General features: G+C 36.3%; 9 protein-coding genes. 1 reads left to right on the plus strand and 8 read right to left on the minus strand.

The genetic code is table 11. The annotated features are described in order from the left end of the window. Positions 1 to 41 precede the first annotated feature (41 nt). The 3 genes from ACFSSE_RS15345 to ACFSSE_RS15355 form a co-directional block, all read right to left on the minus strand. Positions 42 to 4,166, minus strand: a complete 4,125-nt coding sequence (locus ACFSSE_RS15345) for a hybrid sensor histidine kinase/response regulator transcription factor (protein WP_379041527.1) — start codon at positions 4,164 to 4,166, stop codon at positions 42 to 44. A 281-nt stretch (positions 4,167 to 4,447) separates the two neighbouring features. Further along, positions 4,448 to 5,092, minus strand: a complete 645-nt coding sequence (locus ACFSSE_RS15350) for a hypothetical protein (protein ID WP_379101002.1) — start codon at positions 5,090 to 5,092, stop codon at positions 4,448 to 4,450. A 162-nt stretch (positions 5,093 to 5,254) separates the two neighbouring features. Beyond that, complete coding sequence (locus ACFSSE_RS15355; protein WP_379041524.1) at positions 5,255 to 7,006, minus strand: glycoside hydrolase family 43 protein; 1,752 nt, start codon at positions 7,004 to 7,006, stop codon at positions 5,255 to 5,257. 219 nt (positions 7,007 to 7,225) lie between these two features. On the opposite strand from ACFSSE_RS15355, the gene ACFSSE_RS15360 reads away from it, so the two are divergent. Next, positions 7,226 to 8,314, plus strand: a complete 1,089-nt coding sequence (locus ACFSSE_RS15360) for an endo-1,4-beta-xylanase (RefSeq protein WP_379041522.1) — start codon at positions 7,226 to 7,228, stop codon at positions 8,312 to 8,314. A 125-nt stretch (positions 8,315 to 8,439) separates the two neighbouring features. Here the strand turns inward: ACFSSE_RS15360 and ACFSSE_RS15365 are convergent, their stop codons facing one another. From ACFSSE_RS15365 to ACFSSE_RS15385, 5 genes are read right to left on the minus strand one after another with little or no spacing between them, the layout of a single operon-like run. After that, positions 8,440 to 9,801 carry a family 43 glycosylhydrolase gene (locus ACFSSE_RS15365; protein ID WP_379041520.1) on the minus strand — a complete coding sequence of 454 codons (1,362 nt, stop codon included), beginning with the start codon at positions 9,799 to 9,801 and terminating at the stop codon, positions 8,440 to 8,442. A gap of 40 nt (positions 9,802 to 9,841) precedes the next feature. Further along, entirely contained in the window at positions 9,842 to 11,428 is a 1,587-nt protein-coding gene (locus ACFSSE_RS15370) for a glycoside hydrolase family 43 protein (RefSeq protein ID WP_379041518.1), read from the minus strand. A 10-nt stretch (positions 11,429 to 11,438) separates the two neighbouring features. Continuing rightward, positions 11,439 to 12,395, minus strand: coding sequence for a glycoside hydrolase family 43 protein (locus ACFSSE_RS15375; protein WP_379041516.1), 957 nt, complete (start codon positions 12,393 to 12,395; stop codon positions 11,439 to 11,441). 20 nt (positions 12,396 to 12,415) lie between these two features. Beyond that, positions 12,416 to 14,824, minus strand: a complete 2,409-nt coding sequence (locus ACFSSE_RS15380) for a glycoside hydrolase family 31 protein (protein ID WP_379101005.1) — start codon at positions 14,822 to 14,824, stop codon at positions 12,416 to 12,418. A gap of 7 nt (positions 14,825 to 14,831) precedes the next feature. Continuing rightward, on the minus strand, positions 14,832 to 17,438 hold the full coding sequence (locus ACFSSE_RS15385) for a glycoside hydrolase family 31 protein (protein WP_379041514.1): 2,607 nt from the start codon (positions 17,436 to 17,438) through the stop codon (positions 14,832 to 14,834). Positions 17,439 to 17,569 lie beyond the last annotated feature (131 nt).

Raw genomic sequence — 17,569 nt, forward strand, 5'->3', positions numbered from 1 at the left:
AATAGGTTATTGTTCTTTCTAAATCAAACTAAAGCATTTATTCAAATTTCTTTTTGGTTTTTATCAGCACTTTTACTGTTACGTTTGAATACCATATACTCTGAGGGTAACATGTTAAATTTCCCTTTAAATGCCCTCGCAAAATAGTTAGGTGCAGCAAATCCAACAGCATAGCTGATTTGAGATATATTCAACTCACTTTTTTCAAGAAGAACTATTGCTTTATCCAATTTGATAGAACGGATATAGTTAACCGGGCTTTCGCCTGTAAACTCAAGGATTTTTGTGTATAAAGACCCCCTACTCATTCCTAAATGTCTGCTTAATTCTTCGACAGAAAGTTGTGAGTTAGTAAGATTAGTTTCCACATATTGAATTACTTTATTCAATAGTTTTTCGCTTTCCAATTCAATCTCAATCTCTGGAGTATCAACTTTTATTCGTTTACTATAAGTAGTTTTTAAACTTTCATTTAGGGTAAGTAGGTTACGGATTTTTGCATTCAAAATTTCTAAATTGAATGGCTTAGACATATAATCATTGGCTCCTTTGTTTAAGCCCATTAATTGGTCTTCTTCTGCGGTAAGCGCCGTTAGCAAAAGTACAGGAATATGGTTAGTTCTTTTGTCTGATTTTATTTTCTCACAAAGTTCTGTGCCCGAAACAAATGGCATACTAATATCGCTCACAACCAAGTCTGGATGTGATGAAAGCACCTTTTGCCAACCATCTTTTCCATCAGTTGCCTCCACAATTTTATAAGATTTCTTGAGGTTGTCTTTAAGATAAATACGAAAATCCTCATTATCTTCAACCAACAAAATCACTGGCTGATTAAGATTTTTGTCAAAATTGTCTTCATTCTTTGTTTGTTCAACTTTAATATCCTCTGGGCTAACTTCTGAATAAGAGTTTACATCAGCTTCTTGTACTAAAACCTCATTCTCTTGTTTAATTAAAGGCAAAGAAATGGTAAATGCCGACCCTTTACCTGTTACGCTTTCTACTTCTATAGAGCCTCCATGTAGCCTTACAAATTCTTTGGTAATTGCCAAACCAATGCCACTTCCTTGATTGAGGATTTCTGTTTTTGAATCATCTTGGAAAAAACGTTCGAAAATGTGTGCTGTTACAGACTCATCCATACCAATTCCAGTGTCCTTTAAAATAATTTTTATTCCGTTTTTATCCTCATTTTCATCTATAGATAACAAAACATCGCCTTCTGGCAAAGTAAATTTAAACGCATTTGAAAGCAAATTAAAAAGTATTCGTTCCAATTTTTCATGATCAAATGAAGTTGAATAAACCATTAAAGAGCTCTTAAAATTAAAGTTGATCCGCTTCCGATCTGCAAGGTCTTTGAAAGAATCTGCAACATCCTTAGCAAAGGAAATAAAATCTCCATCAGTTGCATTCAGTTTCTGTTCTTTCTGCTTAATATTCCTGAAATCCAACAATTGATTTACTAGGTTCAACAGTCGCTTGGCGTTGCGCCTAACCATTTTTAACTGACCTGATTTTTCAGAACTCGCTTCTTCTTGCAATAACTGATCTACCGGCCCCATTATCAACGAAATAGGCGTACGGAACTCATGACTGATATTGGTTAAGAAATTGATTTTTAACTGATCAAATTCATGCTGACGATCTGCTTCTCGCCTTTCCTCTTCTATCAATTGCTGCGCTTTATTTCTTTCCTGTTCTACCAAAAATTTGGCTTTCAACTTTTGAATACCTAAGTACCTGATAACAAACAAGGTACCTACCACGATTAAAAAATATAAAATATACGCGTAGTAAGTAAGCCAAAACGGTGGTTTTACATAAATTTTAATGGTGGTTTCCTTAGAACTCCATCCTCCAGAATCGCTAGATGCTCGAACCCTAAAGGTGTATTCTCCGGGGTCAAGATTTGTATAAACGGCAGTATTGGAATTCCCTACACTGTTCCAATCTTTGTCAAAATTATCTAGTTTATAGAAGTACCTATTTTCTTGAGGCGAAGTATAATTGAGTGCAACATAACTTAACGAAAAATTCTGTTTATAATCAAGATTGATTTCCTTTGCAACAGAAATTTCTGCTTTAAGCTCTCCATCCTCAGATGGTTTAATGCTTTGGTTAGCTATTTTTAAATCAGTAAGCACCACTAAAGGCACATTTTTGTTGCCATAAAGTAGCGCTGGGTTAAAATAATTAAATCCATCTGTACCCCCAAAAAATAATCGTCCATCAGAAAGTTTAAGACCGGCGCCCAAAACGAACGGACTGCGTTGCACCCCATTGTGGTAAAAATAATTTCTGAATTTTTTAGTCTCGGTGTCAAAGCTGCTAATGCCTCTGTTTGTACTTAACCATATTTTACCAGAATTGTCTTCCAATATTTTATAAACAATACTATTGGCTAATCCATTTTGTTCTGAGTAAGTTGTAAACTTGTTGGCCCTGTGATCATAAACAGTTAATCCGCCTCCTATACTCCCAATATAAACCATTCCGTCTTTAGCACAGTTTATAGTTATCACATTATCGTTAGATAATTCACCAGAACCTTTAGAAAGCATTTTTGTTTTTCCTGTTACCGGATTATAGACTGCTATTCCAGAACCACTAGTTCCAATCCACATATTGCCTTTACTATCCTCTTCAAGAGAACGTATATATCCGTTTATATTTATTTTGTATTTCCCAGTTGCACTGTTATTAAAATACTCAACTTTGTTAGTGGTTAAGTCATAACAATTTACACCTTTTCCATTTGTGCCTACCCAAACATTGCCACGGCTATCTTTTTTGATACAAAAAATATTATTGTCATTTAAGGATTGTGGACCAGCATTACTTCTAATCTGTTTACTAGCTCCTGTTTTCGTGTTATAAATAAATAGCCCCTCTAAATAAGTTCCAATCCAAATTTCTGAGCCAACTTTCTCCATTGCTAGAATGGAAAATTTCGCATCCTTTGTACTGGAAAGCGGAATACGACGGAAAATTCTTGTAGGGATATCAAACAAGCTCAATCCTCCTCCGTCCGTCCCAACGTAAACACTATTTTGATCGGCCTGTATAAAAGAAGTAACTACAGGCGCATTTAGCCCTAGTGGGTCATAACGATTACTTGATACCAGATTAAAAAACGCTAGATTTTTATCATACTTACTTACGCCACTTCTATAAGATGCTACCCAATAAATACCCTGCTTATCTATTAGAATGCTTTTTACGGCCTTCCCTCTTAAACTATAATTATTACGACTACCACGCTCTACCCGTCGCACAGTTTTAGTTACGGGATCAACAATATTTAATCCTTCTTCTGTACCTACCCAAATTTCTCCATTTTTATCTCCGGCAATGGTGTAAACTATATTACTGTTTAAGGTGTTTTTATTATTAGGATCAAATTTATATTTATCTGAACCTTTCCCATCAGATCGCAACATAGTTAGCCCATTATTGGTAGCTAACCATAAATTGCTTTTTTCATCCTCGTAAATATTATTTACTGTATAATCAGTCAAATTTTTAAACTCCGAAAACCGTATAACTGTGCCCTCCTTGTAAAAATATTGAAATAACCCTTCGGTAGAACATATCCACATTCTATCTAGTTTATCTCTAAAAATCTTTATAAGTGGGTTTGTAAGTATCTTTTTTGTTAAATTATTCTTTATTCTTATTGGTTCTAATCGATTCGTTTTCGTATTTAGAATACTAATCCCATCGTAGGCGGCAATCCAAATTCTTCCTTCTTTATCGCTAGACACAGAAATAATTCCCGTTTTATGCTCAGCAGAATAATCAATAAAAGAATCAGTGTTTCGGTCATAAGACATTAAACTAGCAGCAGTAACTACCCAAAGTGTACCTTTTTGATCTTCGTAAAGATCTATTACTTCGTTTGAGGATAAACTTTTTGGATCCGTAGCAATATGACGATAAATGGTAAAATGCTGTCCATCAAATTTGTTCAATCCATCGTCTGTAGCAAACCACATAAAACCATACTCGTCTTTAAGCATGGCGCTCACACTGTTAGATGAAAGGCCTTCTCTACTACTAATGTTCAAGAAATTTAAACTCCTATCTTGAGCTTTAACTTCTATTGCAGTGAAAATAAAAAAAGTTGCAACTAGGTATAATCTAAGTTGTTTTACAGACATCTTTGATGAAATTTTATATAATAAGTGTTGATATTAAGTATCTTAAGTAACGATTTTTTTTCTCAAACCAAAGCTGCTCGAAATAAATTGGCTTTAAAGGTCTAATATAATAAATAGGGTGAACTTTATTGTGAAATTGTAGTAACTATGGCCTATATCGATTTACAGGTTTATTAATTTAAAAATCCACTTGCGGAACTTCTTTTACACCCTATAAAAAAATAAAAGAAGTTAAAGCAGTTTGCCTTCGATTTCGCACACCTGTGGTGAGCTGTAATTTTTTATTTTTTTTGATTTACGATGGCTTTCGTTTTCCCGTTGTTTATAACAGTTGAATGAGTTCCGTCTGAATTTACGATTGTTTTCGTGGTTCCATTGTCAATAACTGTTGAATGAGTTCCGTTTGGATTTACGATTGTTTTTGTCGTTCCGTTGTCAATAACTGTTGAATGTGTTCCGTCTGGATTTAAAATTGTTTTCGTCGTTCCATTGTCAATAACTGTCGAATGGATTCCGTTTGGATTTACGATTGTTTTCGTGGTTCCGTTGTCAATAACTGTCGAATGGGTTCCGTCTGGATTTACGATTGTTTTCGTGGTTCCGTTGTCAATAACTGTCGAATGGGTTCCGTCTGGATTTACGATTGTTTTCGTGGTTCCGTAGTTAATAACTGTTGAATGAGTTCCGTTTGGATTTACGATTGTTTTCATCGTTCCGTTGTCAATAACTGTCGAATGGGTTCCGTTTGGATTTACGATTGCTTTTGTCGTTCCGTTGTCAATAACTGTTGAATGAGTTCCGTCTGGATTTACGATTGTTTTCGTGGTTCCGTTTTCAATAACTGTCGAATGTGTTCCATCTGGATTTACTACAACCGTTTGGCTTTGTGCGCTATGAAATATAGCTAAAAATGTCAAAATCATCAATGTCTGTTTCATAATTTATTTATCAATTGTGGTTGATCGTTTTTTGAAATTACAGCTAACATTTAAAAAATACAAGCCTTTCTAAGGTAATTAAAATCTTATTGAAAGAGAAAACTGTTAACTATTTGATAACTGTTTTCTCTTTGATAGTTATTTATTGTTTTATGGTTTGATGTCGTTACCACTTGTTGCGTAAAGACCAATCAATGTACCTGTAAATCCTCCTGCCACATTTGTTGAAAGTATATCTCCAGACACAACGCCACCTAAGTTTTTAAATTCGCCATCATCTTCTGCGTAACTGAAACTGTAATTATCGCCCTTTGCCGAAACCTGTAACTTAATTGGTTTACCAACGTTAATTTCTTGTGAAGCTATTATTTTTGACTTTCCGCGTTCTGTTCTTTCCAACACCAAATAATTGTTTTTTCCTTTTTTGGTTATGCCAAAAACGTAATTAAAAGTTTCGCTTTGTAAACAAGTTATACCTGCAAAATCATTTTCAGAATTTGGCTTATAACTCATAGTCACCGTTGCAGAAAAGATATTGTGTTGTTGCCTGTAAAACAGCGTTGAAGTAGCTTTTATTTCTTTAATATTGGTATTAAACGGCTTTATCTCTAATCCCTTCTTTGCTGTTTTTATAAAATCTTCACGTGGTCCTCTTAATCCAATCCATCGGTAATCTAATTTAGAGCTGGTAAAATCATCAGTAAAAGTAAAATTACCGTTAGGGAAGAAACCGTCTGTACCTGTTTTATTAACTACACCTTTAGGCATTTTAAGCTTAGCTGCTAAAGGCAATAATCCGTTCTCAAAAACAGGGAACTTACCGCTCCAATCAACAGGCAAAATAAACGTTTCTCTTCCAATATTCATTCTGTCTTTCTCATTTGGCCTTACACCTAGGAAAACACCATAATATTGTCCTTTTGGTCCTTCCACCAAATCTGCATGCCCCGCCCAATCTACTTTATCTCTCCTACCATTAGGTAAGTGTCTCTGACTCAAAATTGGGTTATTTGCTGCTGGTATGTACGGTCCTTTTACATTATCACTCACAAAAATAACTTCACTATGGTTATCTCCAGTTCCTCCCTCTGCACACATTAAATAGTATAGTCCATTCTTTTTATAAATATGAGGAGCTTCAATCCAGATAGGGTTTTTTGAAAGATCTATTCCGCCGTCAACAATAATCTTAGCTGTTCCAGCAATAACTTGATCTTTTTCTACATCATATTCCCAGATTTTAATTACTCTATGTCCAGAATATAATTCTTTACCTTGGTCCGGCGCATCGTTATGCACCACATAGCCTTTTCCGTCTTCATCAAAGAAAAGTGAAGGATCTATACCTTGGAACTTCAAACTATAAGGATCGCTCCAACCTTTCATCGGGTCTTTCGTTTTTACAACCATGTTTCCCATACCCGCGGTAATTTGCGTAGTAATCATATAAAAAGTCTCATTGTTTTTATTATAGGTTATTGCTGGGGCATAAATTCCCGCACTAATACCCGAAGTTGCAACTTTAAGTTGTGATGTTCTATCCAAAACATGACCAATTTGTTTCCAGTTTACCAAATCAGTAGAATGGAAAATGGGCACACCTGGAAACATCGCAAATGAGGAGGTTACTAAATAATAATCATCTCCTTTACGCGTAATACTCGGGTCAGGGTAGCATCCTTGCAAAATAGGAGTATAAAACTCGTCTGATTTTAGAGGTTGATTTTTATAAATCTGATCCTCGCCGGTATAAACAAAATTGGTGAATTTTGGCGACACGCTTTTTTTTTGTGCAACTACGTTGTTATTTACAAATAAAGAGACAGCAAATAACGCAATGTTAAAAGTAGTTAGTAATCTATTACCTAAAGAAGGTAATATCCTCAGTTTATTTTTTTTCACTTTCAAGAAATGGTTTTAAGGCTTATAATTTATAAACGAAAGTAGTGCGATTAAACAAGTAAAAAGGGTAGCAATGTTCAGGATTATAGTACATATGTAACATTTTAAGCTATTATTGCATTCATTTTAAACAAATGTGTCTTATTCATACTCATAAATGATTATCAATAATTTTAAAACTCCTTAATTTTATATTATAAATAATTTAGATCCCGTACTATGAAATTTTTACTCCGCATAAGGTATTTTACTTTTCTTTTATGTGCAATCGCGATGCTTGTATTTGCCTCAAATCCAGCCTATTCGCAACAAAAAGGATTAAAAGATTATTATAAGAATTATTTTGACATTGGTGTAGCCATAAGACCGAGCGAACTAACAAATGAAGATGAAGCCAAATTGGTAACGAAACAATTTAGTAGTATCACAGCGGAGAACGCAATGAAGATGGTCTCTTTACAGCCTCGAGAAAACAGGTTTTTTTGGAAAGATGCGGACGCTATTGTGGATTTTGCTGTAAAAAACAAAATGAAGATTAGGGGCCATACTTTATGCTGGCATACGCAAGCGCCCGGTTGGATGTTTAAAGATTCATTAGGGAACGATGTAAGTAAGGAAGTTTTATTACAGCGTCTTAAAACCCACATTAATACAGTGGTTTCTAGATATAAAGGTAGGATTTACGCCTGGGACGTTGTTAATGAAGTTGTTCCTGATGATTCATCATTATTTAGAAATTCTAAATGGTATCAAATTACAGGTGAAGATTTTATTGCGAAAGCTTTTGAATATGCTCATGAAGCTGACCCAAACGCTATTCTTTTTTATAACGACTACAACACGGAGATTCCTGCTAAACGCGAAAAGATATACAATATGCTCAAAGGTTTATTGGCAAAAGGCGTACCTATTCATGGAGTGGGTTTACAAGGACATTGGTCTGTTAATAATCCGTCGAGGGAAGAACTTGAAAAATCTATCGAAATGTTCTCCTCATTAGGACTACAAATTCAGATCACAGAACTAGATGTTTCCGTATATTCTGGAAGACAAGGTGGACAAATTGGTAATAACCAACAGGTGGAAAAAGTGGTGTTTACTCCTGAAATGGAAAAAATGCAAATGGAGAAATATAAAATGATTTTCGATGTATTTCGCAAATACCGTAAAGAGATTACAGGAGTAACATTTTGGAATTTATCAGATCGTTACACGTGGTTAAATATGCGAGGAAGAAAAAACTTTCCGTTGCTTTTTAATGAGAATCTAGAACCAAAAAAGGTTTATTGGGAAGTGGTTAAGTTTTAAAATCATAACTATAACAGTAACTTCCTTTATCAAGGAAGTTACTAGTTTTCAATAGTTTGAGATTATGGTTTTAGGTATCTTATCGAAATCTTAGCTATGTCAGATATTCTCTGTCTGATATTATATTATTTAAAACTTATCCAGTCTATTTCAACAGATTTGTTTTCGACGTTTTCTACTTTTAAATCTTTTATTCCTGATTTATTGATTGAAATAGGAAATTCTAAAACACCCCAGCCCTCAGTTTTAGGAACGTTGATTTTAGCAAGTATTTGATTGTCCTTTTTAGATTTCACGACTACCTCACTACCGCTACCAGACTTTACTTTTATTTGGATGGTGTTCAACTTTTGCTGCCCGAAATCTACATTATTGTAGCTAACCCAATCATTTGATCCTTTAAGCTGAACTTTCCAACCATCAAATTTTTTAAGTGTTGTATCAATAAAACCCACAGTTGCGCCTGCACCGCTGACCTCACTGTAACGATCTATCTGAATTTTATCGGTAGCCTTTGTTATACCAATCCCTCTTAAGGTAGGTTTAACCTTTATGATGGTACCGTCCTCGTTAAAAGAAAGATAATCTGCCCTAATGGATCTGGCTTTATCAAAATTTGGCGAAAGATCATTAGCGTGATAAAATAAAATCCATTCATTTTTGAATTCAAGGATGGAGTGGTGGTTTGTCCAACATCCAGGAGTTTCATCCATAATTACACCGGCAACTTTAAATGGACCTAACGGACTATTTGACGTTGCGTATTCCAATCTTTCTGTTTTGTTTTCTACGTGAGGATAAGTCAAATAGTAAATTCCATTACGCTCAAATAAGTATGGTCCTTCTTTTAATCCTTTTGTAGGAAGATTTTGAAATGCAACAGGATCCGAAGCTAGCTCAGTCATATTTTCTTTCAGCTTAGCTCCGTAAATATTGCCTTGCGACCAGTATAAATAAGCTTGCCCATCTTTATCGATAAATACATTCGGATCTATCCCTCTTACTCCTGCAATGGGCAAATCTTGAGGAACGAAAGGCCCTGTAGGTTGATCTGCGATAGCTACTCCAATTCTAAATCCTCTGCCACCACTAGTATCTGTTGGTGTGCTTGGAAAATAAAAGTAATATTTACCGTTACGTTCAATGCAATCGGGCGCCCACATGCTATAACTATCGGGTTTAACCCAAGGCACTTTATTTTGCGTTACAATTACGCCATGATCTTTCCAATCTGTAAGGTTTGCTGAAGAAAAAACATGATAGTCTTCCATGCAAAACCAATCTACACGACCTCTATCTTTATTTGCGAGAATATCATGAGAAGGATAAACATAAACCCTATCTCCAAATACTCTTGCAGATGGATCTGCGGTAAACTGATTTGTAATTAAAGGGTTTTGCGCAAATATTTGTGTTGCCGTTAATATAAATAGCAACAAAATAGTCGGAAAAAACCAATTAGTCTTAATGGGTTTTGCTCTTAACATCGTGTGATTTTATAAAACTTAATTCAATTTATGTTTTAACTTATTCTATACTATCAGAGATATGAAAAAAATCAAAATCAACCGATCCTCCCGAACTTTTTGTTGCATAATTGAACAGCGTAAATCGGTATCCAATAAAATGTGGAAGCGTATAAGCCATTTTCAACGGTGTCCCGATTGCAATCCAATTTTTACCGTCCAAACTGTAGAAAAAGTTGGCAGTGTCTTTTCTATTTCTAAAATCACAGGAAGCCTTAAAGAAAACGGTTGTCTGTGTAAACGGAATTTGAGCAACTTCTTCAGGCTTGCCTGTGCTCGCATTCACCATTATAATTGCTTTGTTATTTCCATCAACTTTAATACCTACTAAGCCATAATTTTTCTGCAACAAGGCTAAACCTGCGATATCGCCGTCTTTCATATTAGATACGTCTATTGATGTCGCACCGCTACTCACTGGCCCAATAGCTCGTTGTGTTAGCGAGTTTTTAGCCATTAAAAAATCATCTGTAATTTTTCCAGTAGTCAACCGTAAATATCCCTTACGGGCTTTAATAGACCACAAACTATTATCCGGATTATGGTTCCACTGCCAAACTAATGGCAAAGCTGCTTCTCTTTTCTTTCTCGAAAACTCATCTGAATTAACAATTCCAGGAATAAGGCTTTTATTGGCAGGTAAGTCAAGAACTTCTGGAACTTTTCCATTTATGCCCAGTATAGGCCAACCATCTTCCCATTTTACAGGAACCAAATAGGGAATTCTTCCCACTGCTCCATAATCCCGAAACAGATAAGCGTACCATTTTCCGTCTGGCTGATCTATCAATCCTCCTTGAGCTACACCCAAATCCTGTAAGCCAATTTTTCCTTCCCAAGGACCTGTAATTTTATCTGCCCGATGAATCAAAACCGTACGCATACTGTTAGGCGGCCAAGAAATATTAAATAAGTAATACTTTCCGTTGATTTTATAGAGTTGAGAGCCTTCTGCTGGCAACCCTCCTTTTTTTCCATCAATTTGGCTAGGTGCAGTGGCATTTTCTATTACCACTTGGTTTATCCCGCCTTCCTTTACACCAGACAAATCTTCGTTTAACTCGATTAAAGTTAATTTACCAGCTCCGTATAGCATATAAACTTTTCCATCATCATCAAAAAACAAAGAATGATCATGATAGCTAGGTTTAAAAGTTACCCGTTTCCATGGTCCTTTTTCAATGTCTTTTGTACTGTAGATGTAGGTTTGTCCGGTAGTATTTGCAAAAGTGGTGACGTAATAAGTTCCTTTATGGAAACGGAGGCTACTCGCCCAAGAACCTCTTCCATAAGTGCTTTGACCGTTCGTTAAATTCATGGCATCCAAATTAGCTAATGTATCATACGCATAGCTTACCAATTTCCAGTTGACCAAGTCTTTAGATTTCATAATGGGCACCCCAGGAGCCATGTGCATAGTAGTGCTACTCATGTAATAAGTATCTCCTACTCTAATCATACTCAAATCGGGCACATCAGCAAAAATTAATGGGTTATGTGCTTTATTATTTTCTTGTGCTTTTAATGGGTTTGCAAACGCCATACTTAAACCTAATAGCGCTACAATCAGTTTTCCTTTTTTCTTCATTACCTTTAGATTATTTGATTGGTGCAACACCTTCTTTAGTTTGAACAATTTTTTGAATAGTCCCATCAGGGTTATAATACATCTCATCTACACAAATAGACCGGCGGTAGCTTCCGCCTGTTGGTAAACTGCCGTTATGATAAAAGAAATAGGACTTTCCTTTATAATCTATAATCCCCGGATGAGTAGTGAAACTGTTAGGAACGTTATCCTGAATTATCCCTCTATATTCCCAGGGTCCATTTATGTTTTTTGCGGTACAATATTCTATCATTTCTGGCTTTGTGCCAGCACCCGCATAAACTAAATAATAAAGATCATGACGCTTGTAAACCCATGGTCCTTCAATAAAATTCTTTGGTTTAAAGGCTGTGATTTCCCCATCTAACTCCATCATGTTTTCTTTGAGTTTTACAACTTTGCAGCTTCCGTTACCCCAAAACAAATAAGCCTGACCGTCATCATCTACAAAAACAGTTGGGTCAATATCATCCCAAGCGTGTTTATTGTCTTTAGTCATCTCATTAATGATTAAGGCTTTCCCCAATAAATCTTTAAATGGACCAGTAGGGCTATCAGAAACAGCTACACCAATTGCAGCTCCTCCCCCACTTACACTGTCTTTTTTATGAAAAGTAGAAACAAACCAGTAAAACTTCCCGTTACGTTCAATACATTGCGCTGCATAAGCATCGCCTGTTGCCCAAGAAAAACTAGCAGGCGAAAGTGGTGCGCCGTGGTCTTTCCAAGTCGCCATGTCTGTAGTAGAAAAAACATGCCAATTGGCCATTTTGTAATTTGTGTCTTCAGTAGTTGCCACATCATGACCCGTATATAAAAAAAGCGTGTCGTTGTGAACAATTGGTGCTGGATCAGCGGTAAAGATATGGCTGATAATAGGGTTTTGTGCTTGCAATTTTAAAACTGCAATACTTAAAATAAGACTGGTTGTTATAATCTTTTTCATAGATTTTAATTTATTTTATATTAGAGTTTAATGATAGTCTTCTTTCCCGAGTAATCTATTTGTTTACTAGTTTTTAAAGTGGAAGAGCTACTTGTTGCGCCAACAAGAACAATATTGAATTTTCTTTCAGCCAGCATCCCTAGGAATGCGCCTTTTCTTTCTGATATGGTTAACGCTTTCTGCTCATCATTCCAAGTAAAGCGGATAGTTGTAAATACGCCTTTTTCGTAATTATAGTTATCGTTCTCATCTTCGTACAAAACGAATTCTCCGTTTTGGCCAGGGTAAACACGTATTTCTAAATTGTCCCATTTCTTCTCTGTAGCATATTGTACTGACGGCCCAAATGGAATAATTGCACCTTCTTTTACGTAAAGTGGTAAAATATCTAGTGGTGTTTCTTTAACGGTATTTTCACCTCCAGCTATTTTTTTTCCCGTCCAGAAGTCGTACCACTGCGTACCTGCAGGCAAGTAGGTTTCTTTTGTTTTGGTCGAGCTAAAATCTTCAACTTGAAACTTGTTCCCATTATTTGAACTTGGCTTTACGTACATAGCTTTGGTAACAGGACTTACCAATATTGATTTTCCAAACATAAACTGATCGTTAATATCCAACGCTTTTTCATCAGCCGGGAAATCCATTACCAAAGCCCTTATCATACTTGACTGGTTAGTGGTTACGTCCCATGAAGTGGAATAGATGTAGGGTAAAAGACTGTATCTTAAATTGATATATTTTTCAATGGCATCATAAGCCTTTTCTCCACTCTTTCCGAATTGATAGATTTCCCTTGGTGCATCAGCTCCGTGAGAACGCATCATAGGACAAAAAGCGCCAAATTGTAACCATCGCACATATAATTCTCTGTACTCCGGGTCTTCTAGTTTTCTTCGGTAATTGTTTAAGAAAAAACCGCCGATATCACTATTCCAATAAGGCATTCCGGTAAGGGAAAAATTAAGCCCGGCAGAAATCTGGTTACGCAGTGCTTCCCATGAAGCGGTTACATCCCCCGACCAAGTATTTGCGCCGTATCGCTGTTGGCCTGCAAAAGCGGAACGCGTTAAAATAAACACGCGTTTACTATCATCAAGTTTTCTTTGGTGGGTGTAAACTCCCCCAACGGTCATTAATGGATAAGCATTTCGCACCTTTCTGAATGAACCTAAATAGGTTTTAGTATCAAAATCTTCGGGTTTAAAATCGAGGTGGTCAGGTTCTGTTGAATCCATCCACCAACCATCAATCCCCACTGAACGAAGTCCTTTATTTAAATAATCAGAATAAATATCTCTTGCTTTAGGATTATAAGCATCGTAAACTCTCACCCCAGAAGGATAATCACGATTAGGAGGCCATTTTTCGGAACCAGATTGTGGCCAAGTACCAAATTTAAATAATGCATTAATACTATCTAGATCACGGTATTGCTTGGTTTGTGGTCCAAAGGAACTCCAGATGGAAATTACCGCATGTGCATTTAAACCATGGATATCGTCCACCATTTTCTTTGGGTTTGGAAAATCAACGTTTAAAAAGTCCATTGCGTTCCACAAATAGTTGTTTCCCCAATATTGCCAATCTTGTATAATTCCATCGAGTGGGACTTTTAAATCACGATATTTTTTGACTACGCCAACTAATTCATCTTGACTTTTGTAACGTTCTTTACTTTGGAAAAAGCCGTAAGTCCATAAAGGAAACATGGGCGCTTGACCCGTAAGATCACGCATTTTAGCGATTACACCGTCAGCATTTCCACCGTACATGAAATAATAATCAATACAATCTCCAACATCCGACTTGAAAAAAGTGCTTTCTGGACTGTCTTTAAATTGTGTGGGCGAATAGTTATCCCAAAACAAGCCATAACCTTTAACCGACTGGAAAAAAGTAACATAATCATCTGTGTTTCCCTGCACCATGTTCAAGCTTAGGTTACGTTGAACCATTTTGCCTCTTTGTTGTTGCCCGAGACCATAAATAGCTTCGTCCTTATCTAAAGTAAAAGCTTGTTTTACGCTGAAGGTTTGACTTCCAGCATCGTTAAACGGAACAAACGAAGCGCTTTTATCTTGCTCACTTAACAGTTTCACTCCCTTTGCTGTATAATAACTAATTTCACCAGTTTTTGAATCTACCGAAACTGTAAGATTTCGGGATTTTAAGGTGACTTTTTGTGCGTTCTTTGCAACGCTGAAGCTCGTTTTTTGAGGAGTTTTAATTACTGACAGACTCTCCTTTTCGAATTTTTTTTCCTTCGGTGATTTCAAAATTCTAACGATATCTGGACTGTAGAACTGGACTTTCACCAGAAAGGAATCCGTAATTATATCTGCACCAATGGCCGTTTTCTGGTAAGACTGTGCTTTGCTGCTCAAAGACAATCCTACAAACAATAATATCAACTTAAAATCCCTCATCATCAGTATTTTAATTTTTAATAGTTATATTTTTTGATTGATAAACAACTTCTTTTTTAACTTCACTTTCTTCAATTCCAGTTCCAGTTGTTTCGCTCACAAAAACAACGTTAAAAACTCTCTTTTTCAAACTGTTTGGATAGCTACCTTGAAGTTTTCCAATAGTTAAAGATTGTTTTTTATCATCCCATTTAAATGGAATAATGGTATAGTTACCTTTTTCGTAGCTGTAATTATCTCCCTCATCTTCATATAAATCGAAAGAGCCATCAGCACCTTTATAAACTCGGACTTCAATGGTATCTTGAAGTTTTTGAGCTGTTGACTGCATGATTTTACCCATAGGAACAATTGATCCTGCCTTTACAAAAAGAGGAATTTTATCAGAAGGTGCTGCGGTAGTTACCTTTTGTCCACCTTTAAAAGATTTGCCGGTCCAGAAATCAAACCAGCCTTCGCTTTTTGGTAAATAAACATCAGTTTCTATAACACCAGGTTGTGTAACTGGAGCTACCAAGAAAGATTTGCCAAACATATATTCAAATGGTTGCGCAATTGCAGTGGCGTCATCTTGAAAATCCATTACCAAAGGACGCATCATGGTAGAATTATTTTTAGAAATCTGCCATCCTTCGGAATAGATGTAAGGCATTAAACGGTAGCGTAGATCAAGCATTTTACGCATATTGTTTTCTACCTTTTCGCCATATTTCCAAGGCTCAGTTTCTGATTGATAACCGTGTATGCGGAAAATGGTATTGAAAGCTCCCCATTGGAACCAGCGGGTTAAAATATCATGGTATTTTTCATCAGTATACTGACCTCTTCCTGGACGAAAAAACCCACCGATATCGGTTGTCCAGTAAGGCATTCCCGTTAAAGAAAAGTTTAATCCTGCCACAATCTGTCTTTTGTAGGCATCCCAATCCCAACCGATATCGCCAGACCAATTGATGGTCCCGTAACGTTGCTGACCAGGGAAAGCAGATCTTGTAAGTGTGGTGACTCTCTTTTGAGGATTGGTTTCCCGCTGACCTTCATAAACTGCTTTACTAACAAATAAGGGATAGGTTAGTCTGTAAAAATCGCCCAAACCAAAATAAGTATTTTTACCAACCAAAGCATCATTTTCAGGCTCTGTAGCGTCCATCCACCAAGAATCTACACCATAGGTAAATAAGTTTTTGTTTAATGCATTCCAGTGAACCTTTTGTGTTTCAGGATTATAAATATCAATCCAAGGGCTATCTTTTATAAAAAGGTTCTTATCTAGGTAGGCTTTGGCTATCTCTGATTTCTTATCTAAATTCTCCCATACAGAAATTGAAAAATGTGCATCCAAATCATGCAATTCTTTAATGAATTTTTCAGGATCTGGATAATTAGCTTCATCAAATTTAGGGACTCCCCAGCCATACTTACCCCAATACTGCCAATCTTGCACAATGACATCTACCGGTAGGTTTCTCTTTCTAAACTCTTTAATTGTATTTACCAAATGATCTCCTGAGGTATAGCGCTCGCGACATTGCCAAAAACCATAAGCCCATAAAGGCAACATTGGCACATTACCAGAAAGATCTCTATAATTTGCAATTACTTCATCAGCATCATCTCCACGAAAAACCACATAATCTAGAGATTTTGCATTTGGAGATCGGAAAACAGTTTCATTACCCGCTTTTTTATAAGATAACTTCGGCGTGTTTTTAGCACCACAAACCACCTGAACACTGTGTTCTCCTGCTTTTAGCTTTAACAGTTTACCAGCGGCTGGTGGTAGCCATAAATTGCTCTGATCTATGAAAGGCACTCCGTCAATAGTTACCAAGTGGCGGCTATCCATATTTCCCAAATCAAGCATGATGCTATATTCTCCGTCTTCGCCAATATTGAACTTCCCGGCGTAAAGAGATTGTTGTTGAGAAACTTTTTGAGTACCAGATGTTGTGGTTACTTCCACTAAATTATCTTTGGAAGCAACATCAGACTTGGTAAGGTTAATTTGATTGTCTGCTGGGTTGAATGTAGTGAGGCCATACTGATGCCAAAGAATTCCGTAGCCTTTACTTGAATAAAGAAAAGGAATTGCTATTTGTGAATTTACCTGAATAAGTTTTCTGCTGATGTTACGCAAATCAAAATTTCCATCTTGAAACTGTCCTAGTCCAAAAAGGTGTTCATCTACCGGAGAATCAAATCCCTGCTCTGCAATGAAACAAGGTTCGCCGTGAACTGTACTTGCAACAAGCTTTCTACTCCCACTCTTCTCGCTCAAAAAAGGCTTCCCTTTATTATCGCTGTAATCTATGACGCTAGTTTTCTTATCGAAGGATATGGTCATGCTATTGGTTATTAAGCTCAGCTTTGATGCCGATTCTTTAAATTTAAATGCTGGAACATTCACCTTATTTACCAACACAAACTCTTTGTCTTCTCTAATGCCGTCTTTCTCCCACTGTACCCTAACAGCTTTATCAGTTAGGGGGATAATATTTAATACACCTTCGGAGAATTGTATTTTAAGTCTGTCTTTCAGTAGGTCATGCTTTTGATAAATCTGAGAAAATGAGGTTAGCGGTAAAAGAAATATAAATAGAATGAGTTTAATTTTCATTGTCATATAAAATTATTTAATCTTTAAAAGAAATTAACGAGGCTACAATACCTCCACGACGAAGCAATTTTACCTGTACTGTACTGTTTTGATCTACGACTTATTTTGTATTAAAGGCTTTGTCATAAGCA

It is taken from the genome of Pedobacter alpinus, assembly GCF_042684645.1.
Taxonomy (GTDB): Bacteria; Bacteroidota; Bacteroidia; order Sphingobacteriales; family Sphingobacteriaceae; genus Pseudopedobacter; species Pseudopedobacter alpinus.